The following is a 20254-nucleotide window of genomic DNA, read 5'->3' as shown; positions in this document are numbered from 1 at the left end:
GTTGAGATCGGCTGTCGTCACATCCGGCCAGTCCCTGCCATTTCGGAGCTATTTCGGGTCATGATGAGGCCGCTGACGAGCATGAGTCCGGCGAGAGCCACCATGCCCGCGTCCCAGCCCATCCCGGCGATCATCGCGCTCCCACCCATGCCGCTGTCCATTCCCATCCCGCTGCCGTCGTCGAGCATCCCGTTCGCTAACAGCGCCTGGTTGAGGAGCATGAGCGCCGCATAGCCGATCATCAGCGGCCCGCTGGCCCTCCCGAGCTGGTCCGCGTACTCCGTGAGCAAGACTGTCCCATGAACCAGCACGACGGCGCCGAGACCGAGCATGAGCCAACCACTGGTCACCATCTCGGTGGCCGAGCTGGCACTCCACAGCGAGTACAGGCCGGAGGCGAAGGCGATCGACGCGCCGTACAGTCTCGTATTCGAGATCATGCTCGAGAGCAACGTCGGAGCACGTAAAGAGGTACGTGAAGCGCCAACACGGTAACTCAAGGGTAACCTGGGCCTTGGAACGATCAAACTGAGGTAGCAGTGTCGTCAGGATCCATCCGATCGGGCTGATACCCACGCGAGCAGGGGTTCGAGTCGCTCATGATGCTCTTCACCCTCGTCAGTGAGTACGTACTCGACCCGCAGCGGGACCTCGTTGTACTAGGTGCGCGTGACAAGCCCTCTCCTCGAACTCCGCAAGTCGCTTCGAGACCGTCGAGTTGCTCGCCGTCGGCAGGTGGGCCTCGATCCCACCGAAGCGAGGCGACTCATGGGAACCCACGACCCTGACCAGTTGCATCGCGTACTTCCGGCTCACCGCCCGTGTTTATTGCGGCCGATTCCATATTGATCCCCATGGCATTGCCCGGTAATCGGGACATTTTCGACAGTGTGGCCGACGGCTTGTTGATCCACTGCCCCGACTCGGGTGAGATCGTCGACGTCAACGAGAGGTTCTGCGCGATGACAGGGTTCGAGCGCGATGCCATCATCGGCGAGAGCGTCGATCTGCTCATGGCCGAGAAGCCACCATTCGCAATGGGTGTCGCCGAGGACATCCTCGATCGCCTTCGTGCTGAAGGAACGCAGTTTGACGAGTGGAAGTTGCTCACTGCCGATGGCACCACATTTCCAGCGCGTGTCCACATCAGTCTTATCGAGATCGACGGCGAAGAACGCGTCCTCGCGACCGTCCGGGACATCACCGAACTACGAGAGTCCGAGACCCAACTCCAGCAGTTCCGCCGGGCGATTGAGGCGACCGGTCACGCCGTCTACATCACCGACACCGACGGTACGATCACGTATGTCAATCCGGCCTTCGAAACTGTCACGGGATACGACCGGGCGACGGCGATCGGCGAGACGCCTGAGATCCTCGACTCTGGTGTCCATGACGGCCAATACTTCGAGGCGCTGTGGAGCACGCTCCGGGCGGGCGAGGTCTGGGAGGAAGAGATCATAAACGAACGGGCGTCGGGCCAGCAGTATCACGCCGAACAGACCATCGCCCCCATCGAGGATGATGCCGGCGATGTCCAGGGGTACGTTGCGATCCAGACTGACGTTACCGAGCGCGAACGCCAGGCCGATCGGATCCGCGCAATGCTAGAACACGCGATGGCAATCATTGCTGTCTTTCAGCCCGACGGGACAGTCACGTACGTCAGCCCGTCGATCGAGCAGTATCTGGGCTATGCGCCGTCCGAATTAGAAGGCCAAGACGTCACCGAGATCGTTCACCCTGAAGATCGGGAGGCGCTGGCGAACCGACTCAGGCGTGTCGCCGAGAATCCCGAGGAAGTGGCCCGGGGTCGCGCACGCTTTCGTCACGCTGACGGCTCCTGGCGCGTCTTCGAATCAGTCGTGAACAGCCAACTGGACAATCCCGCAGTCGAGGGAATCATCATCAACGCCCGCGACATCACCGAACGCGCCGACCGCGGCAAACACCTCCGGGTGATGGACCGTCTCCTCAGGCACAATATGCGCAACGACATGACCGTCGTCCTGGGGATGGCCGACCACGCCGAGTCACAGGGTGATGCTGAAGTTGCCGAGGCCGCCGCGCAGATCCGTGAGACGGTCACCGGACTGCTCGACACCGTCGAGAAAGAGCGCGAGATCGTCGAGGTGCTTTCCGAACCGCCGGAGCGCGAGACGATCGATCTCGTCACTGCTGTGGAGAACGCTCTCACCGACGTGACCGACAGTGGCGATCGAGTCTCCTGTGACCTCTTGGCGCAGGCCTGGGTCCGAGCGCTTCCGTCGATAGACCGCGCAATCTCCGAACTCGTCGACAATGCGCTTGTTTACGCCGACGCGGACGCCGCGACCGTCGCCGTTACTGTCACCCGGTCTGAATCGACTGTCAGGATCCGCGTCGCCGATGAGGGACCGCCGATCCCCGACGAGGAGGTCGATGCGTTCAAACGGTCGGAAATCGACGCGCTCAATCATGGCCAGGGGCTCGGCCTCTGGCTGGTCAACTGGATCGTCGACCGCTCCGGTGGCGACCTCTCGTTCGATCGGTCCGATGACGGCAACCTCGTGACTATTTCGCTGCCGGCCGCGCGAGAACCGGACCGGACGTGAGAGTCGATCACGCCCAACGCTACTCCGACCCCACTCCACTATTTCCGCACGGCCGTCGGTCGATATCGTGTGAACTTCGTCGGGGGGTTTGCGCTCGACAGCGAAGTGTCGTGCACAGGTAGGCCGCCACCGCCGTTCCTACCGTTTCCAGCGACGACCACCACGTCTCCATTTCGAATCTCGCGTACGTGTTAGGCGAGTATGCGACCCGTGTTCTCCATCATCTGAAGCACCTGTAGTCCAACATCCTCGACGGCAACGCGGTCGACGTTTCGATCTCGTCGGCGGTCACCGCAGTAACGGACTGCCCCGTCGACGTGCGAAACGAGTCCAGAACCATATCTCACACAACTCGGGGCTGAGTCTAATATCCCGTAGTGATACCCGAGGAGTCCGTGATTGGTGGGCAGTCCACCGAAGACCGGTCACTCGGGCGAGTCACTCTTCCCCGGGACTCCGCGCCCGTGGAAGAACTCGCCACCCCACTGACCGACCCAGATGTCCTGGTTGGCCAGGTACAGCGCCTGTTCGGTATCGAACGTCGAGTCGGTGACGCTCCATTCACCGCTGCCAGTATCGTACTGTACTTCCGCGTTGTACACGGCAGCTTGGCCGTGCTGGCCTCCCGCTTTGGGCGGGAGTGGCAACGGATGTTCGGCTTCGGGGTCGCGAGACGGCGGTCGCTCGGCACGCTGGAGTCGGCCGTGATTGAACGTCTCGTTGAAATACTGGGCGTAGATGTCCTTCACGCCCATGCCGAGTTCGGCATCGGCAGCGTTGAGCCCGCCCGTGATATCACCAGCGTCGCGCGCCGTGATCGTGTATGTTGAGGCACCGTCACTGGAGGCGAACGTCCCCGCGTCGGCGTCCCAGAGTGAGTCAACGAGGTAGCCGAGGACGGTCTCGGCCTGGTCGGTGTGATCCACACCGTCGATCTGCGAAGCCCAGACGAGGCCCTGGCCGACGATGCCCTGCGTAGCCGCCTGATTGGCCGCCCCATTGCCGACTTTGCCGTTTCCATCCGTGGCATCTGTGATCGCGTTCGCCAGGCCGTTCGCATAGTCAGCGGCCTTGCTGCGAAGGTCGTCGTTTCCGGCGTGGGTGCCGTACCAGCCGATCGCTGCCAGAAACTCACCCAGGTCGCGCGTCGACCCGGCTTCGACGATTTTCCCTGGGGGGAAGGCGTTCATGACCGTTTTCCCGACGCCGTCGGCCATCTGCTGGATCTTCTTGGGCGGGATCAACGGCTTCGGGTTCTCGTAGCCGAACCAGCCACCCTTCGCGAGGCTGACCATGTCGCCCATGAACCACAACATCGCCGAGTGATCGAGCGGACGGGGTCCCTCGTTGACGACACCTTTCTCGGGATTCCAGCCACCGACGAGCAGCATGTTCTCGTCGTTCGCCCTGAGGTTGCCGTCTGCAAGACTGAACTTGATACCGAGCTGGGCGAGGGTTGACAGCACCTCTGAACGGAAGCGTGGGGCGATCGATTCGGGGAGTACATCGAAGTGGCTCTGGAAGTTCTTCGCCCACGTGACGCCTTTGAGATGGGTCCAGGCGAGCGACTTCGGACTGACGACCTTCGACGATTTCGAGAGATCCCACTCGAGCGTCGAGGCGTCAGGTCGCCCGTTGCCGGCGTCGAAGACTGGCTTTTGGGTGAAGTGTGGATCCCCCTTGGTGAACGGGGCCATGTTGAGATTGGGGTTTTTCACCGGCGGTTGCTTCTGATCGGCTGCCTCTAACATCGCTGGGAAACGTTCTTGGAACGCTTTCTTCTGTTCCTCGTTATGGGGGAACAAGACGCCGTTTCCGCTCATCGCGATGTTCGTGCTCATGTTGTACAGCGAGTACCAGTACGAATCCCACGTTGAATCCTGCCACCCGTACGTTGCCGCATCGTCGTTCTGTCCCGAGATGCCGGCAGCATCCAGCAGCTGTGAGAGTTTCTGCTGGGCCGTGCCTGCAATCTTTTCGCTAGACGGCGTGGTCGTTCCCGGACCACCGCCGGGCTGGCCGACGATTACCAGTCCAACCATCCCGAGTGACTCGTGTGGGAGACAGTAGTAATTGTAGACGCCTGCAGTTTCGAAGGTGTGCTCGAACGTCTTCCCGTCCGACAGCACACCGGAATCCCAGGTGGTTGCATTCTCAGGAATGCGACGTGGTCGATCATTGTCGGGATGGTACGCCGTCACCGAGTGTGATCCGCCGTCAATCTCCCAGGTGATGGTTCCACCGGTCTCGAGCCAGACGACTGCCGGGGTATTAACGTACTTCCCCGCTCCCTCGTCCTCGCTCAAGATCGTCGCCTCGACTGTGGCTGACGATTGGAGGGCGTTCGGACCGCCGAGGACATCCCCTCCAGGTGGACCCTGGACGCTTCCACTTTCCGGGGTCGAGGTGGCAGTTCTCGTCGACGTTTCGGTCGATGTCGGTGAATTTGACTGTTGTGGGGTACTACATCCTGCGATCGAACTCAACGCTGCTATCCCACTCAGTTTCAGAAATCGTCGTCGATTTGGCTCCATACGAATACCGACGCAGGCTATCATTAAGACCCGCTGGCGAGTATGATAAGTTTGCTCTCACCCGGGAAACACATATATAGGGGGCTCAATCTCCTGCTTGGTTTTTACTCATCAGCGTAAATCCGCCAGGTTTCGTCGTCTGCCCGTTCAACAATGGATTCGACTTTTTCTCGGCTCAATGCATCGATCTGCTGGAGAGCTTCGTCCACCCATGCATAGAGGCCGAGTTTGAACCCCTGTCGGACCTCTTCGACTGAATTTGGTGTGAACACGTAGACCTGGCCACCGGTTTTTCGGATCCGTCGACGCTTTTCCAAGACGCCGATAGCTACGAGATGATTGAGATGCCGAGAAACCAAACTTCGATCTACTCCGAGTTGTTCTGCGACCTCCTCAGTGGTGGTTTCACCAACTTCCATCACGCAGAGACAAACGTCAAGTTCTGAGGGGGACATCCCGAAGACCAATCGGAGGAGTTCCTCAAGTTCCGGGCGTTCGACTCCGTCGTGATCGACATCGATTGGATCCATTTGCTCTCCACAGCAGGTCGCATCAGTACGACCGAACGTGACCGCGCCACACGAAGCGCAACTACTGACAGCGAGGCTTGTTCGCTGGTCGCTCATAGTCCTGTGTTCGGGGGATGAACCGATAATAGTTACGTATAGTTATTTGGTTTCTATAGGTAACTCTTATTAAAACGCGAGTTCGTAACAGACGGTATGGGTGACAGAACCACCGATTGGGAGACCGGCGATACATTAGAGGTCTGGTGTGCTGGCGAGGAGTGGTGTCCTGTCACAACGACTGCGACACTTATTGGCAAAAAATGGCATCCGGTGATCGTACATCGACTCCTCGAACACGGGCCAAGCGGATTCAACGAACTCAAAGACAATGTCGATGGCATCTCGAGTAAGGTCCTCTCCGATAGTTTGGATGATCTCGAGGGGAAACAACTGGTCGATCGCGAGATTATCAGCGAAAAACCCGTTCGCGTCCAGTACTCCCTCACCGAGCACGGCGAATCGCTGGAACCCGTGATTTACGCCATGCGTGACTGGGGCCTCGAACACATCACGGAACCGGCAGACAAGAGCGCGTCAATTGTCTGATCGAAGACCGAAGCGCTTCCGAATGCTCTCAGCTGGAACCACTGCAGCGAACTTCACGCTGCCTGGAACGGTTAACCAGCACAACGAAGCCGACGACAGAGAGCGGGGAGTGTCACATTCCGTAGTCGACAAGATCGACAGCCGAGCCGAGCAAGTGGCGGTCGCTGACCGGCCCTAGCCGGTCTACAGGCGGAGCAGGCCGAGTGCCTCGGGGTCGTCCGGAAATCTCCGATTTCCGTGATGACGAGACGCCTACGGCGTCTCGAACCACTTGACCCCGAGGCGGTTCACTCACGATACATTCCTTTGTGGACCGTCCAGTCATAGGGTTCGTATCGGATGCGGGGACGGGCACCCTCTTCAATGACATCGTATCGTTCGAGAAGCTCGTAGATACCGGATCGGCCGCCAAAGTCACCGCGATAATATAGAAACAGTCGGGTCACCCTCAGTTCGTCGTCTTCGGTATCGTACGTCGACGACTGCTGGAGAAACGACCGGGTACTTGTCTCCAATTCACTGCCAATGTCAGTTGCCGTGTATGCGACAATCGGTGGACAACTCTCTGCACCACAGTTCAGTGCAAAATGTATTCGAGGATCGACTCGGGAGAGCCGGTGTCTGCGCTCGAAGTCGCTCGGAAACAAGCGAGGGATGTATCCGAGCCCATACTTCCACTTCGACGACCGGAGAATGCCGTGCTCGATATCGTCGAGACTGAGTTCTGTGCCGGCGATATCGATGCGAGTCTCCCCAAAGAATTGGCGCTTTCGTTCGTACAGTGATGGGTCCTGCTCGAGATCTATCTGGACAAACGCGTTGTAGAGGTTAACCCAGAATGCCGTGGCAACGTCCTCCTCAAAGTCGGCGAGGTCAGATTCGTTCAACGCTGCCAGCGTCGATCGGTAATTATCTGTCTTGGCATCACGTTTCACCGCAGCGAGAAACTCATGCGAAAGTTCCGCGAGGTCGTAGTTGGCACTCATCGCTTGAACACACTCACATGGCGACGAGGAATGGGATCTGATCCGCTCCACCGACGACTGTCAACTCCGCGTATGTTTGCTCGTTCCGTACCGCACCGCTGGCAGTACAGGGGGTGTGAAGGACGGGCGATTGTCCAATCTCGGTCATCTTCTCTCTAACGAATTTACAAGACGGACATCCTTCGGCCAGATATGGTTCGAACATGATACGAATTACCGTCGGTTACCACATATTGTCTGGTAACTCTTAACCATACCCTGAAGACGGAGTAACGGGGTTACGAAATGGTAGGCACCGTGACAGCAGTACTCACGAGGGAACGCCAGATCGCGTTCTGACTCGACACGAACGGCCAGTAACCATCCATCGATCGGTGAGTTCAGTGCATCTTCTGGGAAAGATGGCCTGTGAACCACTCATCGAGAGTTGTCCCGTGATGAGCGGTACGTTCCCTGATTCTTCCCAGTACGTGAACTCCTTGTGAATCGGTTCCACCTGCGATCTAGTACCGAATTCGTCTAGCAGACCGTCTGCGGAAAATTCTGATGGGCCGTATCACCGTGAAAAAGGGGTTACGTCGTGGTTAGGGCGGAGTTTTGGTTGTCCAGAATAAAATGAGTATTCATGCAGCGACGCATGACCCGGAGAGCCGTTCTTGCTGGTATCGGAGTCGCTTCCCTCTCCGGGTGTATCGGGAGGAGACCATCCAGAAGTCCTGTGGACACGTCGATGAGTGGATCGCCGGAAGAGGGCAGGCAACCACGTACTGACGGAAACATGTCTTCAACGAAAGAAGAACACCTTCCGCTTCCGATGGAGCCGTCAACGCTCCGGGAACGGGCAGTTTCCGGTGGCCCACCAAAAGACGGGATCCCCTCGATCGACGACCCACAATTTGTCTCCGTAGAAGAGGCTTCGGGACAGATCAACCCTGGCGATCCTGTCTTCGGCCTCGCGACAGGGAGTACGGTGAAAGCGTACCCGCAATCGATCCTTGTCTTACACGAGATCTGTAACGATATCGTCGATGGCACGCCCGTGAGTGTCACATACTGTCCATTAACTGGGACCGTACTGGGATTCGAACGTGGTGAGACGACATTCGGCGTCTCCGGACGCCTCGTGAACAACAACCTCATCATGTACGATCGAGCGACAGAGACGTGGTGGCCACAAATGCTCGCAACCTCGATTCCGGGACCGTGGAACGATGATCCGCAAACTCGATCTCTCCAAGAGTTTCGCGTCATTTGGACGACGTGGGAACAGTGGGTGGACAAACACCCGGAGACACGGGTCCTCTCACGCAACACGGGGTACGCGAAAAACTACCAGCGAGACCCCTACGGATCGTACAATCCGCGAGGTGGGTACTATTCACCAGACGCAGCCCCGATGTTTTCCCCACTCTCTGAGGACGACCGCCTCCAGCCCAAGGCTGTCGTCATCGGAGCCCGAACGACGAGTGGCGCTGTTGCGTTCGAGAAACAAACGCTCAGGGAGATGAAACTCGTCGAGGGTAAAATAGGCAGCTCACCAGTGATTGGGACCTACGACACGGATCTCGACACGGGCTACGTCTACCGGAATCCCGATCGCAAACAGTTCCAGTATCAGAATGGGCGGGTTGTAGACGAGACTGGAGAGACCCACGAACCGGCGACACTCCCCCTGGAACGGATCCACGCCTTTGACGCGATGTGGTTCGCCTGGAGTGGATTCTATCCCGATACCACCTTATATGTCTGAAACCACCCATTCCGACACGACCAGTAACGACGCAGGGACACTCGGTCGGACAGGCGCCGCCCTCAGAGTTGTTACAGAGCGCTGGGATTCGCGAGGCGTGTTTCTTGTGGCCGTGGTGGGTTATCTCGTTCTGTATCTCTTCACAGTAGGCGACCTCTCGTTCGTTGGCAGCGGAACGGGCCCGTTCGCGATTCGAACGGTTGACGACCTCTCACGTGCGTTCGCCAGCCTCGGGTTCTTTCGGTACGGTTCGATCGCTGTCATCTCACTCGGGCCACTGACATACCTGTTTTCACCGCTCAATCTGCTGGTCGCGCTCGTACTGTCGAGCCTCGTCGGCGCGAACGCCGCACTCACGTATCTCGGTCTAGTGCAACCACGCGCCTGTGGGCTGGAGTCGTCGGTCGGGATCGTCGCCGGTATCCCGGCGCTATTGTCCGGCGCAGCCTGTTGCGGACCGACAATTCTGCTCGTGATCGGCGTTCAGGCCAGCGCAACGATTATCACGGGATTCCAATTCCTGATTCCCGTGGCGGTGGCGATGCTTCTCGGGGCCCTCCTGTTAGTCGGTCGGCGGGTCGATCCGACCCTTCTGTGAGCACGCTATCAGCCAGTAGGGGCGTGGGCATCAATCGAGTCGGTGAACTGCCTCGGCCTGCTCCGCCTGTAGAACGACTCGGGGCGGAAACATTTGCCAGGCGAACGCGAACAGCCGCCGGCTCGGCAGTAGCTCGAGATGGCGACCATCCGCCGCGTGACCGGTTGCGCGATCCCAGATCGTTCCATCGGCGACAATGCCATTGTCGGTGAAAGCGAACGATATTCCAGGATCCTCAAGCCCAGGGATACCGACAAGAGGCTGAACCCGTCCTAGGAAAATACGCATCGGACGGTGAGGAGTCGTATTCTTTCGCTACCGGCGAATCGTCTACGCTCGCAGCTTCGTTCTTTCCCCGGCGGCTGTCGGAACACTTCTCACTCACGGGAAGACAGGGGTATGCGCTGGTTGCTCTATCACCCCCTCAGCGTGATAGCGGATGGGGTTATCTCTTACCGCCAGCCAGTGCATTTGCCTCGGGAAGCCGTCGAAGCCACAACATTGCGACAGTCCCAACAAACGGGCCGATGACCAGTGGCGCGAACGCCCACTGCCAGCCGACGGCACTGGCAATGATCGGGGTGACTTGGATCGACCCAACAGTGAGGAGAAAACCGATGGCAGTCTGCAGTGTCAGGGCTGAACCGACGTAACTGTCCTCGGCAAGTTCGGAAACGGCCGCCGAGAACTGTGCGGAGTCGGCGACGATGGCGAAACCCCAGATCAACAGGAACGGGACGAGAATGAGGAGGGACCCACCAAACACGAAGCCGGCACCGAGGCAGGCAGCACCGCTGATGATCATACTACCGCTCGTGACAGTGGTCCGTCCGATCCGGTCGGCGAACACACCGGCGACGAGCGCGCCGATACCTCCCACCGCGATGGTTGCGAACGCGAGCAGGGCAGCGAGTGTCGGTGCCGGGTCGCCACGGGCCGCGAAACTCCCCGTCAGATACACCGGAATCCACGCCCAGACAGCGTATAATTCCCACATGTGACCGAAGTATCCGAGGTTTGCGAGCATCGTCCCGCGGTCACCAAGCATCCGGCGAACGGCACCAGGGTCGAACGGTGCTGCCGGAGATTGATAGGGCCCTGGACGCACAAAGAGAACGGTCACACCACTGACAGCCGCAAGGCCAGCCGCACCCAGTAAGACGAGACGAGGACGGCCGACGCCACCGATCGCCCGAAGCAGATGCGGCATGGCCGAGCCGATCGTGAGTGCACCGACAAGCGCGCCGATAGCGAAACCGCGTCCCTCCCGAAACCAGCCAGCCATGATCTTCATCCCGGTTGGGTACACACCGGCCAGTGCGACACCGGTGAGAAAGCGCAACAGAACGGCCGGCAGGAACGAGGACACGGTGAGAGCAATCAGTGTCGTTGCTCCTGCACCGATGCCAGCCGAGACAGCAAAGAGGTACCGAGGCGGAATCGTATCTGCGAGGGTAAGTGTGGCGGACAGGACGGCGCCGACGACGAATCCCAGTTGTACGGCGTTCGTCAACCATGCTGTCTCGGCGCTCGAAAGATTCCATGCTGTCGCGAGTTCTGGCCCGACCGCCGAGGCACTGAACCACAGCGTCATCGCCAACAGTTCGGCCACAGCAAGAACGAGGAGGACACGATAGCGACTCAGCGTGTTCCCTTCCTGCTCCGGCTCTGGCACTGTGTTCTGCGGGGTTGTTAGTGACTCCGTATCCATCACGCTGGTTTTCAAACGACAGTCAATAAAGACTCACGTGGATGTTCGGGAGTATTGCAAACTGGAGTGCATACTATATATGCTGCGGACATCTGCACTCGCACTGGAAACATGACCGAGGACCCGGCTCGTGATCGACTCGGCCGCCGACGGCTTGCAGAACTTCTTCGAGGCGACAGTCGAACTGATGAAAGTAATGGCACGCGCCTGTGGACACGATAGCCTCTCCGGGTTCGAGCGTCGCGACCTGACGACCTGGAAGAAAGAAATCGCCGACTTGGCTGGTGTCGAATACGCCGGCGTCGGCCGTCAGCGGTAAGCACAAACAGCAATATGGAACTCATTACAGTGGCTGCGGTGGCTGCGAACGGCGTCATTGGCCGGGACGGCGAGCTCCCGTGGCCGAGCATTCCGGCCGACAAACGACAGTACCGAAATCGGATCGCAGACTGGCCCGTGATACTCGGCCGGCGGACGTTCGATTCGATGCGGGAGGATCTTCCCGGAACGGCACAGGTCGTCTTGAGTCGGTCAGCGTCCGAGTACGATGTCGAATCAGCACACTACGCGGCGGGAATCGATGATGCGGTCGCAACTATCGAATCGCTCGGGTACGACCGGGCGTACGTTATCGGCGGGGCAGGTATCTACGATCTGTTCCAGCCCGTCGTCGACCGAATGGTACTCAGCCGGATTCCCGGTGAATACGACGGTGACACCTACTTCCCGGAGTGGAATGCGAACGAGTGGACCGTCGTCGACCGCACGCCATATGACGACTTCACCCTCGAGGAGTGGGTGCGAGAACAGAACTAGTGAACATCTCTCAGCAACTATGGATACGTCCAATTTGCCCGCAGCCGTTGCCGAGTACCTCACAGACAATCGTAGTGAGCTGTTCGAATTCACGAAGACACTCATCGGCTTCAACACACAGAACCCACCGGGCCGAACAGTCAATATCGTCGAGTGGCTTGAAACCACGCTTGAGGAGCCGGCATTGTCCGTCGAGCGCTTCGATGTGGATCCTGAAAAGCCGAACCTCGTCGCGACGCTACCCGGTCGGGGCGATCGTACGCTGTGTTTTAATGGCCATGTCGATACCGTTCCGTTCGATGAGAGCGATTGGTCATACAACCCACTAGGGGAGCGAGACGGCGAACGCATCTACGGACGCGGAACGACGGATATGAAAGGCGCTGTCGCCGCGATGTTGCAGGTCGCGATCGCCTACGCTCGCACCGAAACAAAGCCACCAGTAACACTCCAGTTCGCGTTCGTCAGCGACGAGGAGACAGGGGGTGATGCCGGCCTGACGACCGTATTAGAGACGACAGAGTTCGACCCCGACGCCTGCGTTGTAGGCGAGACCACCGCCCGAAACGGTCGATACTCTGTCTCCGTCGCCGATCGCGGGAACATCTGGCTCACACTCGAAGCGTCGGGAACTGCTGCCCACGGATCGCGGCCGATGATCGGGGAGAATGCGATCGACCGACTGACTGAGGCGATTGAACAACTGCGACACGACTTCGGACAACAGGAATTCTCGGTCGATTCATCGATGGACGAGATCATCGAAGAGTCCGTCGACTTCTACAAACCGGAGGCCGGAGCTGAGGCCACTCGCAGCCTCTATCGGTACCCGACGATCAATCTCGGGATCATCGAGGGGGGAACAGCGATCAACACGGTACCAGCTTCTGCATGCGCGAGAGTTGACATCCGTCTCACTGCTGGCGTTGACACGAGGGAGGCGCTCAGTGGAATACGGAACTGCCTGGCCGGGATGGACGGCATCGAGATTACCGATATCTCGTGGACTCGTGGGTCCTACGAGCCCCTCGGAAGTCCGATCGTCGAAGCGAGTGCCCGGGCAGCCGAACACGTCGTCGACGAGCAGGTTTATCGACGGAGCGCAACTGGGGGTGGCGACGCCAAGGTGCTTCGACACGAAGGGATTCCAACAGTCGAGTTTGGCTTTGGCACCCAGTCAGCACACGGAACTGACGAGTACACGACGACCGAGGCCTTGGTTCGAAACGCCATCAGCTACGGCACGCTCCCAGTCCTCTACGAGCAACACGCGACTGCTGATGAATGATTGCATCTATAGGGGGCCGGTAGTCGTGCTGTTGACGCTCGGTATACTGGTCGCCGGGACGACAAACGGGCTCACTGGCTTCAGTTCGCTCTCGGGTAGCTTCTCCGAAAAACCGCCAACGAACACTCTCACAGACTCGTCGTCTTCGGTCTCTTGACTGTCGTCGGATTGCCTCTGATCAGTAGTGGATTTGGACAAATTTAGGCCTCGGTACCAATACGTTCGCCGTCACCCAGTTCCAGTGAATAGACCTGTTGTCTAGCGTCCACGAACGAGATACGGGAGGTGACGATATCGTTCTCCTCGAGCTGGGAGAGAGCATAGCGGACGGTACGTTGCGGGAGCAGCGTCGACTCAGCGAGTTTCGACTGGGTACTGTCTCCCTCGTACTCGAGTGTTTTCGCGACGAGTTTGGCGCTCGGCGAGAGATTCTCAAGGTCAGCAGACGTTTCCTGAGTCGACAGAGATGGCTGTTCAGGCATGAATATCAGTTGGGAGCGGAATCAATTTAATTGTCTATCGAACGTGCGGATACGTTACACAACCGGCCACTCTTCAAGAGTCACTCGGCCGCTGAAGCCCACTCCAACAATGGTTCGAGCCGGGTTCGCACCTCACCTCCATCATCGGTCAGCGAGTACTCGACTCGGGGCGGGATCTCGTTATACTGGGTTCGAGAGATCAGACTTGCTTCCTCGAATTCATCGAGCCGTTTCGAGATGGTCGAGGTGCTCGCGGTCGGAAGGTGCGCCTCAATTTCCGCGAATCGAAGCGAGTCGTGCGCTCCGATAATGCTGACAAGTTGCATCGCGTATTTCCGACTCAGCAAATCAATAACGCCTGTAAGCGGACAGTAACAGGTTCCGTCGACATTGCAGACGGGCGCGTCTGAGGTGGTATCTGCCATAACTTTACGACCTCGAACTTACTCAATAGCTTTGGACTCCGAAGTATAAGAACTTCCCGTCATAAAGTATTGATACGAATGACCAGCACGTTTGACTATGATCTCGTGATTCTCGGCGGCGGGGCTGCTGCGTTCGCCGCAATCACAGAAGCAAGCCGTCGAGATCTCTCGACGGCGATGGTGAACACGGGCCTACCGATTGGCGGGACCTGCGTGAACGTGGGCTGTGTGCCCAGCAAGCATCTGCTCGCGTTGGGGGACCAGGCAGCCACACCGCAGGAGAATCCGTTCGAGGCGGTCCAGTACAGTGATGGCGAACCGACCGTCGACTGGGCAGCCGCACTGGACGGCACCGACGAACTGGTCGAGGGATTCCGGCAGGAGAACTACGTCGACGTCGCCGAACACTTCGAGACCGACATCTACGAGGGCTACGGCGAACTGGTAGACAGCGAGGAGCAGCGCTCCTTGGGCAGTCGGCAGGAGGCCGACGACAACCGGACACAGTCCGGTGACGACACGACCATCGAGGTCGTCGACGGCGCTGACGAAGGAGTACGCATCACCGGGGAGAAGGCACTCGTCGCAACTGGAAGTTCACCGTGGGCGCCGCCTATCGACGGTCTCGACGACATCGACTACTACACGAGCGAGAGTATCCTCCAAGAGAGCGACCTCCCCGAGAGCATCGTGATTATCGGCGGTGGTTACATCGCACTCGAATGGGGACAGATCCTCCACCGTGTCGGCGTCACCGTAACCATCCTTCAGCGTTCAGACCGCGTACTCTCGGGGATGGAAGGGCAACTCAGCCGCGAGATCCAGCGTGCCTTCCAGGAGGAGGGCATCGAGGTTATTACCGGGAACGACTTCCAACGAATTCGCACACCAGCAACCGAGGGCAAAACCGAGGCAATACAGACAGGCGTCGCGGTCGACACAGCCGTCGACGGTGGCGAGCAGACCGTCACCGGGGACGCACTCTTCGTCGCGACCGGCGTCCAGCCGAACAGCGAGGAAATCGGGCTGGAAAGCGTGGGAGTCGAAACGAACGACGACGGCACTATCCAGGTCGACGAGCACTTCCAGACGACCAATCCAGACATCTACGCGGCCGGCGACGTGATTGGCGATCCGGAACTCGAAACGGTAGCTGCCAAGGAGGGCAATCACGCTGTGAAGAATGCGTTCGGTGAAGAGGAAGCCAGTATCGACTATGACGCGGTCCCAGCAGTTGTGTTCACCAGCCCGGAAGTCGCTGCGGTCGGGACGACCGAACTGGAGTATATGGACGAGCACGGCACCTGTTTGTGCCGGACCGTCCAGATGGAAGACGTGCCACGGGCGAAAGCCGTCAAGAACACGGACGGCCTCGTCCAGGTGGTCAAACACCACGAGACCGACGAGATCGTTGGTGTCCACATGGTCGGCCCCCGCGCCGCCGACATGATCATGGAAGCGACGCTGGCCGTGAAGTTCGGCCTCACCGTCGACGACATCATCGATACAGTTCATCCGTTCCCGACGTTCTCCGAGGCGTTCAAGCAGGCCTGTCAGGCGTTCCGGCGGGACACGTCGACGATGAGCTGTTGCGTCGAGTAGGCACCGCTCTCTCAGAGTCCTGGCGCCAACTGCCGGATTCGAGTACAGGGAGTTCTACGCCGCGAGACCGGAGGTTCGACACCGATACATCCCGGAACCGGATCGGATCGAACGACGGGGGAGAACTCCCCAATAGGTTTGAAAGTCCAACGACCAGTCTACCCACCACACTCCGAGCGTCATAGTCACCGGTAAATCTGTTGACCGCTGCAACCCTTAACACCGATTGGTAACGTAGAGATTACATGACACAGCGTGGGATTTCTCGTCGGGACGCGTTGCGTGCCGCAGGCGGCCTCGCGGCTGGCGCAACAACCGGACTGGCTGGCTGTCTCGGATTCGGAGGATCGAACCCCGACTCACTGACGCTCGGGACGCTCAACGTCTTTCCAATGATGCAGTACTTCGTTATCGACCAGCAGGGATGGTACGACGAGCTCGGTCCAAATATCGAAGTACAAACCTTCGGTGGCGGCCCTCCACTCGTGCAAGCGTACGCCTCCGGAAACATCGACCTCGCGTATGTCGGTATCAGTCCTGGTCTCGTCGCTATCGCCAACGGTGTTTCGTCGAAGGTCGTGGCGGCAAACGTGCTCGAACCGAACGTGATGGTCGGGAGTTCCGAATTCCGCTCGTACTGGGTTGAGTACGGCGCAGACGCTTTCGAGCAGTTCCGGTCTGACAAAGGACGGAAACCCCGATTCGCAACGCTCCCGGCCGGGTCCACGCCGGACGTGTTCCTGCGATACTGGATCACGGAGGTACTCGGGCTCGACTTGGACGTCATCAATATAGTCGGACAGAGTCCGAGCGCGCTCCAGTCGACCCTATCGACCGGTAATGCTGATGCCGGGAGCGCTATCGAACCGGTCCCGACGATACTGGAGGAGAATCCGGACACTGACATGGAGCCGTTCAAATACGCTGGCGAGATTATGCCAGGACAGCCGGGTGCAGTCCTCCAACCCTCCCAGTCGCTAGTCGACGACAACCCGGACCTTGTCCAGGAACTGGTCGACATTCACATCCGTGCGACGGGCTTCATCCACGAGAACCGGACCCGGGCCGCGGAAATGGCCAGCGAGGTAATCGGATCCGACATTCTCACGCCAGCGGTTGCAACGCGAGCGATCAACTCACCGGCGTCGAACTTCATCTCCAATCCGCGACGAATCGTGGATAAGTCGCTCGTCTACAACGACTTCCACCAAGAAATCGGGTCGGTTGATACCGATCTATCGGAGTCCGATGTGTTCGACCACAGTTTCTACGAGGAGGCGAGCAGTGGCGGGTAGTACCGAACCAGACACGGCGGGCTACCCGACTGGAAGCCTCCGCCGGGCACAGGGCCGCACACTCGGCATTCAGGTCGGTGCGCTCGCCCTGTTCGTCCTTGTCTGGTGGGCGGGCGCACTCGTGACGCCACAGAACCTCCTTCCACAGCCTCCAGTTGTTCTCGAAGTGCTCGTCGCCGACGCGGCGTCCGGCCAGATGTTCGAGCTGATCTGGCAGAGTCTCCGTCACTACGTCCCCGGCTTGCTCGTTGGGTCGGCGTTCGGGATGGCCGTCGGTATGCTGGTCGGCTGGTCGCGAACCGCGGAACTCTCGATCGGAACGGTCGCCGGAATCCTTCGCCCGGTCCCACCGCTGGCGTGGATCCCATTTGCGATCATCTGGTTCGGTTTGACCGACAGTGGCGCTGCGTTCATTATCGCGATCGTCGCCTTCTGGATCAACTACTACAACGCGGAAAGTGGAGTTAGAGGGGTCGATGACCAATTACTTGAAGTCGGTCAGTCTCTGGGGACGAAGTCGGACTTCGGACTCATCAAACGTATCGTCTTGCCATCGGCGATGCCGGAGCTGTTCACCGGGTTCCGGACGGCCGCCGGCCAGGCGTGGATGGTGATGGTCGCGGCCGAACTGCTGGGCGTTCCCGGCATCGGGAAACACCTCTGGGACGCCGCGAACTTCCTCCAGATGCAGGTTGTCGTCGCATATATGCTCGTCATCGGAATCCTGTTTCTACTCTCGGATCGCCTGATCAAACTCGTCGAAGCCCGGACACTAGCCTGGCGGTGATTCACATGGACTCACGAACCGCAACCACCCGCTCTAAGTCGAAAGAGGAACCACGAACCGGTGACCACCCACAGATCCGCACCGATGGTGTTTCGAAAACCTACGGGAGCAAGAGTGGGCCTGTTGAAGCACTCAGCGACGTCAACTTCGATGTCGACCACGGCGAGTTCGTCTCGATAGTCGGCCCGTCAGGATCGGGCAAGTCGACGATTTTTCGGATTATCGCCGGACTCGAGGCCCCGACAGACGGAGCCGTCCTCGTTGATGGGGCCCCAGTCAAGGAACCTGGTCCCGATCGCGGTATGGTTTTCCAGGACGACGCGCTCTTCCCGTGGCGGACCGTCGCGGGGAACATTTCCTACGGCCTCGAAGAGGTCGGTCCACCCGATGGCTTCACGACCGACGAACGGATCGATTACTGCCTCGACCTTGTCGGATTAGCCGACAAGGCCGACGCATACCCAAAAGAACTGTCAGGCGGTCAGCGCCAGCGGGTCGGCATCGCACGCGCACTTGCCGTCGACCCGCCGATACTCCTCATGGACGAACCGTTCGGGAGTGTCGATGCCCGAACGAAAGCGTCGCTCCACCAGGAGCTTCTGGACATCTGGGCAGAGACGAAAAAGACGATCTGCTTCGTGACACACGACATCGAAGAAGCAGTCTATCTCTCCGACCGAATCGTCGTGTTCTCGAACGCTCCCGGTACCGTTCTTGACACCATCCCGGTACAGTTGTCCCGCCCCCGGGACCGGACCGGTGACGCGTTCACCGAGATCAAAGCGAACGTGCTCTCGTATTTCGAAGACGAGAACGAGTGACTCCCCGAGGAAACCAAACCCAAAGGGATTGTCGGCATCCATTCAGGACTTCTCGTATACCGGCACAATCACAGCGGCGATGCTCGCAGTGAAGGATCCCTTGTGAATTACCCGGTCCAGACGAAGACATCGTTGGCAGTGGCGGCGCCCACTGCAACACCCCCATCATCGAGACCCACGCCAGTGAGATTACTCGTCAACTGGCCACCTAACTCCCATTCCCACTGAATCTGGGCTTCGCTAGATCTGCGGGTGACAGCCACGAGTCGGCGACGGTCGGTCGTCGGGACGAAGAGTTCAACAGCCCCGTCGTCATCGAGATCAGCTGCGACGGCTCCGTCCAGATTGCGTGACCCATACGTGTGGGACGAAACTCCGTCAACGGTGGCAGAAACGCTCAAATCACCGTCTTCGAGCCGGTAATACTCCAGCGTATGGGTGACGTGTGGTTTCAGAATGGCGGCGAGTTCCGTGGAGCTATCGGGAGCGAACGGTGCGACCGCAAGCTGGTGGCGCCAGCCGGGGCCGTATACGGGGCCGGTCGCGATGCGTTCACCAGTCGGCGAGTAGATAGCGATGCGTGCCCCGTTTTCGGCGTCGGCAATCGTGGTAACGATCTCCGGGTCGCCATCGCTGTCGAGATCCGCGACCAGCGGTTGCACCCCCTCAAAAACGAGGGGGGCATCGAGTACCGTTCGAGTGACCACCTCCGGACCGATCGGATCGACCACGACGAGGGACGACGGTTCCAATGTGTCACCGAGTGCGCCGTGACGGTAACGGTCCGTCACGTCACCGTAGACGACATACGTACCGTCGCCGAGTGACACCGGTCGGACATCGGGCGGTGCGTCGATAGAGAGTCGAGAGCGGTTGTCACCGTCGACGACGAAATCACCGTTCGCTGCCACGAATAGCCGACGAGAAATCCCTTCCACAGACGCTCCCATCTGACCTGCTTTCTGCCCCATACTCGACGGGTGATCGAGAAGCTCCGGCTCGGATCCACCACTTGCGACTACCGGCGGACGTCCGGACGCTTGTGGTTGCAGGCGCGTCTCGTCGGATATCGTCCCGTCGTAGACCTGCCATCGGGTAGCGGTACCCGCAGCTGTGACGACGGTCCAGTAACTCCCTCGCGGTGCAGGATGGGCGACCAACCACACTGGCCGACCATCGACAGCGAACCGGACGGGTTCGGTGTTCCGGAGATCCGCGGCCCCGGAGAGGAGTCGATTACCAGTCGGCAGAGGATGAGTGTACCAGTATGGGCCAGAGGGGATGTCAGTAGCTGGCGCTGGGTTCGACGTGGACGTGGGGGTCGGCTCAAATTCGCGAGCTCCACAGCCTCCGAGCAACAACAGAGCCCCAGTACCGGCTTTCAGCACCGTTCGACGTCGGATCATTGGTCCGAAGTTTTCAGCATTAGGGGGAGGGTATTCACTTTGCA

General features: G+C 59.2%; 21 protein-coding genes. 11 read left to right on the top strand and 10 right to left on the bottom strand.

Annotated elements, in window-relative coordinates; all coding sequences use genetic code 11:
• Positions 1-17: 17 nt before the first annotated feature.
• Both BN2694_RS11650 and BN2694_RS17765 read right to left on the bottom strand, forming a co-directional pair.
• Complete coding sequence (locus BN2694_RS11650; protein WP_135665681.1) at positions 18-440, bottom strand: hypothetical protein; 423 nt, start codon at positions 438-440, stop codon at positions 18-20.
• Positions 441-545: 105 nt separating this feature from the next.
• Complete coding sequence (locus BN2694_RS17765) at positions 546-644, bottom strand: hypothetical protein (protein ID WP_244605446.1); 99 nt, start codon at positions 642-644, stop codon at positions 546-548.
• Positions 645-854: 210 nt separating this feature from the next.
• Here BN2694_RS17765 and BN2694_RS11640 point away from each other — a divergent pair, with 210 nt between their 5' ends.
• On the top strand, positions 855-2594 hold the full coding sequence (locus BN2694_RS11640; RefSeq protein ID WP_135665679.1) for a PAS domain S-box protein: 1740 nt from the start codon (positions 855-857) through the stop codon (positions 2592-2594).
• Positions 2595-3019: 425 nt separating this feature from the next.
• On the opposite strand, the gene BN2694_RS11635 is transcribed toward BN2694_RS11640, so the two are convergent.
• Both BN2694_RS11635 and BN2694_RS11630 read right to left on the bottom strand, forming a co-directional pair.
• Positions 3020-4900, bottom strand: a complete 1881-nt coding sequence (locus BN2694_RS11635) for a plastocyanin/azurin family copper-binding protein (protein WP_244605438.1) — start codon at positions 4898-4900, stop codon at positions 3020-3022.
• A 332-nt stretch (positions 4901-5232) separates the two neighbouring features.
• Positions 5233-5754: a helix-turn-helix domain-containing protein gene (locus BN2694_RS11630; protein ID WP_135665675.1), complete on the bottom strand. Its 522-nt coding sequence runs from the start codon at positions 5752-5754 to the stop codon at positions 5233-5235.
• A 96-nt stretch (positions 5755-5850) separates the two neighbouring features.
• Here BN2694_RS11630 and BN2694_RS11625 point away from each other — a divergent pair, with 96 nt between their 5' ends.
• A complete protein-coding gene (locus BN2694_RS11625; protein ID WP_135665672.1) occupies positions 5851-6243 on the top strand; it encodes a winged helix-turn-helix transcriptional regulator in 393 nt (130 codons plus the stop codon).
• A gap of 287 nt (positions 6244-6530) precedes the next feature.
• Here the strand turns inward: BN2694_RS11625 and BN2694_RS11620 are convergent, their stop codons facing one another.
• Together BN2694_RS11620 and BN2694_RS17950 are read right to left on the bottom strand one after the other, a co-directional pair.
• Positions 6531-7229 carry a DUF547 domain-containing protein gene (locus tag BN2694_RS11620; protein ID WP_135665670.1) on the bottom strand — a complete coding sequence of 233 codons (699 nt, stop codon included), beginning with the start codon at positions 7227-7229 and terminating at the stop codon, positions 6531-6533.
• Positions 7230-7242: 13 nt separating this feature from the next.
• On the bottom strand, positions 7243-7377 hold the full coding sequence (locus BN2694_RS17950) for a hypothetical protein (RefSeq protein WP_280176681.1): 135 nt from the start codon (positions 7375-7377) through the stop codon (positions 7243-7245).
• A 630-nt stretch (positions 7378-8007) separates the two neighbouring features.
• Here BN2694_RS17950 and BN2694_RS11615 point away from each other — a divergent pair.
• Both BN2694_RS11615 and BN2694_RS11610 read left to right on the top strand, forming a co-directional pair.
• A complete protein-coding gene (locus BN2694_RS11615; protein ID WP_244605437.1) occupies positions 8008-8979 on the top strand; it encodes a DUF3179 domain-containing protein in 972 nt (323 codons plus the stop codon).
• The gene (locus BN2694_RS11610) at positions 8972-9577 is read left to right on the top strand and encodes a hypothetical protein (protein WP_135665666.1); all 606 of its coding nucleotides are present in this window, start codon (positions 8972-8974) and stop codon (positions 9575-9577) included. The genes BN2694_RS11615 and BN2694_RS11610 overlap by 8 nt, the downstream gene beginning before the upstream one ends.
• 445 nt (positions 9578-10022) lie before the next feature.
• On the opposite strand, the gene BN2694_RS11600 is transcribed toward BN2694_RS11610, so the two are convergent.
• The gene (locus BN2694_RS11600) at positions 10023-11288 is read right to left on the bottom strand and encodes an MFS transporter (protein ID WP_135665662.1); all 1266 of its coding nucleotides are present in this window, start codon (positions 11286-11288) and stop codon (positions 10023-10025) included.
• Positions 11289-11418: 130 nt separating this feature from the next.
• On the opposite strand from BN2694_RS11600, the gene BN2694_RS11595 reads away from it, so the two are divergent.
• Genes BN2694_RS11595 through BN2694_RS11585 form a run of 3 tightly spaced genes read left to right on the top strand, consistent with a single transcriptional unit; the run spans position 11419 to position 13392 of the window.
• Positions 11419-11607 (top strand): hypothetical protein, encoded by a 189-nt coding sequence (locus BN2694_RS11595; RefSeq protein ID WP_244605436.1) that lies wholly within the window; start codon positions 11419-11421, stop codon positions 11605-11607.
• A gap of 14 nt (positions 11608-11621) precedes the next feature.
• Positions 11622-12104 carry a dihydrofolate reductase gene (locus BN2694_RS11590; protein WP_135665660.1) on the top strand — a complete coding sequence of 161 codons (483 nt, stop codon included), beginning with the start codon at positions 11622-11624 and terminating at the stop codon, positions 12102-12104.
• 19 nt (positions 12105-12123) lie between these two features.
• Positions 12124-13392: a M20 family metallopeptidase gene (locus tag BN2694_RS11585; protein ID WP_135665658.1), complete on the top strand. Its 1269-nt coding sequence runs from the start codon at positions 12124-12126 to the stop codon at positions 13390-13392.
• Positions 13393-13592: 200 nt separating this feature from the next.
• Here BN2694_RS11585 and BN2694_RS11580 read toward each other — a convergent pair whose 3' ends face one another.
• Together BN2694_RS11580 and BN2694_RS11575 are read right to left on the bottom strand one after the other, a co-directional pair.
• Entirely contained in the window at positions 13593-13874 is a 282-nt protein-coding gene (locus BN2694_RS11580) for a helix-turn-helix domain-containing protein (RefSeq protein ID WP_210408967.1), read from the bottom strand.
• 80 nt (positions 13875-13954) lie between these two features.
• The gene (locus BN2694_RS11575; RefSeq protein ID WP_135665656.1) at positions 13955-14299 is read right to left on the bottom strand and encodes a winged helix-turn-helix transcriptional regulator; all 345 of its coding nucleotides are present in this window, start codon (positions 14297-14299) and stop codon (positions 13955-13957) included.
• Between the two features lie 78 nt (positions 14300-14377).
• Between BN2694_RS11575 and BN2694_RS11570 the strand changes: the two genes are divergently transcribed.
• From BN2694_RS11570 to BN2694_RS11555, 4 genes are all read left to right on the top strand, one after another.
• Entirely contained in the window at positions 14378-15901 is a 1524-nt protein-coding gene (locus tag BN2694_RS11570; protein WP_135665654.1) for an FAD-dependent oxidoreductase, read from the top strand.
• A 245-nt stretch (positions 15902-16146) separates the two neighbouring features.
• Entirely contained in the window at positions 16147-17196 is a 1050-nt protein-coding gene (locus tag BN2694_RS11565; protein WP_135665651.1) for an ABC transporter substrate-binding protein, read from the top strand.
• Entirely contained in the window at positions 17186-17983 is a 798-nt protein-coding gene (locus BN2694_RS11560) for an ABC transporter permease (protein ID WP_135665649.1), read from the top strand. The genes BN2694_RS11565 and BN2694_RS11560 overlap by 11 nt, the downstream gene beginning before the upstream one ends.
• 5 nt (positions 17984-17988) lie before the next feature.
• Positions 17989-18804: an ATP-binding cassette domain-containing protein gene (locus BN2694_RS11555; RefSeq protein WP_135665647.1), complete on the top strand. Its 816-nt coding sequence runs from the start codon at positions 17989-17991 to the stop codon at positions 18802-18804.
• A gap of 107 nt (positions 18805-18911) precedes the next feature.
• Here the strand turns inward: BN2694_RS11555 and BN2694_RS17430 are convergent, their stop codons facing one another.
• Positions 18912-19715, bottom strand: a complete 804-nt coding sequence (locus tag BN2694_RS17430; RefSeq protein WP_210408966.1) for a hypothetical protein — start codon at positions 19713-19715, stop codon at positions 18912-18914.
• Between the last annotated feature and the right edge of the window lie 539 nt (positions 19716-20254).

It is taken from the genome of Halorhabdus rudnickae (assembly GCF_900880625.1).
Classification (GTDB): domain Archaea; phylum Halobacteriota; class Halobacteria; order Halobacteriales; family Haloarculaceae; genus Halorhabdus; species Halorhabdus rudnickae.
This window is presented reverse-complemented; position numbering and strand designations above follow the sequence as displayed.

Excerpts from the sequence above, each read along its gene's own strand:
- BN2694_RS11585 (WP_135665658.1), top strand. The coding sequence starts at position 12,124 with ATGGATACGTCCAATTTGCCCGCAGCCGTTGCCGAGTACCTCACAGAC.
- BN2694_RS11580 (WP_210408967.1), bottom strand. The coding sequence starts at position 13,874 with ATGCCTGAACAGCCATCTCTGTCGACTCAGGAAACGTCTGCTGACCTT.
- BN2694_RS11615 (WP_244605437.1), top strand. The coding sequence starts at position 8,008 with ATGTCTTCAACGAAAGAAGAACACCTTCCGCTTCCGATGGAGCCGTCA.
- BN2694_RS11640 (WP_135665679.1), top strand. The coding sequence starts at position 855 with ATGGCATTGCCCGGTAATCGGGACATTTTCGACAGTGTGGCCGACGGC.
- BN2694_RS11575 (WP_135665656.1), bottom strand. The coding sequence starts at position 14,299 with ATGGCAGATACCACCTCAGACGCGCCCGTCTGCAATGTCGACGGAACC.
- BN2694_RS11625 (WP_135665672.1), top strand. The coding sequence starts at position 5,851 with ATGGGTGACAGAACCACCGATTGGGAGACCGGCGATACATTAGAGGTC.
- BN2694_RS11650 (WP_135665681.1), bottom strand. The coding sequence starts at position 440 with ATGATCTCGAATACGAGACTGTACGGCGCGTCGATCGCCTTCGCCTCC.
- BN2694_RS11590 (WP_135665660.1), top strand. The coding sequence starts at position 11,622 with ATGGAACTCATTACAGTGGCTGCGGTGGCTGCGAACGGCGTCATTGGC.
- BN2694_RS11555 (WP_135665647.1), top strand. The coding sequence starts at position 17,989 with ATGGACTCACGAACCGCAACCACCCGCTCTAAGTCGAAAGAGGAACCA.
- BN2694_RS17950 (WP_280176681.1), bottom strand. The coding sequence starts at position 7,377 with ATGACCGAGATTGGACAATCGCCCGTCCTTCACACCCCCTGTACTGCC.
- BN2694_RS11600 (WP_135665662.1), bottom strand. The coding sequence starts at position 11,288 with ATGGATACGGAGTCACTAACAACCCCGCAGAACACAGTGCCAGAGCCG.
- BN2694_RS11610 (WP_135665666.1), top strand. The coding sequence starts at position 8,972 with ATGTCTGAAACCACCCATTCCGACACGACCAGTAACGACGCAGGGACA.
- BN2694_RS11620 (WP_135665670.1), bottom strand. The coding sequence starts at position 7,229 with ATGAGTGCCAACTACGACCTCGCGGAACTTTCGCATGAGTTTCTCGCT.
- BN2694_RS11630 (WP_135665675.1), bottom strand. The coding sequence starts at position 5,754 with ATGAGCGACCAGCGAACAAGCCTCGCTGTCAGTAGTTGCGCTTCGTGT.
- BN2694_RS11565 (WP_135665651.1), top strand. The coding sequence starts at position 16,147 with ATGACACAGCGTGGGATTTCTCGTCGGGACGCGTTGCGTGCCGCAGGC.
- BN2694_RS11570 (WP_135665654.1), top strand. The coding sequence starts at position 14,378 with ATGACCAGCACGTTTGACTATGATCTCGTGATTCTCGGCGGCGGGGCT.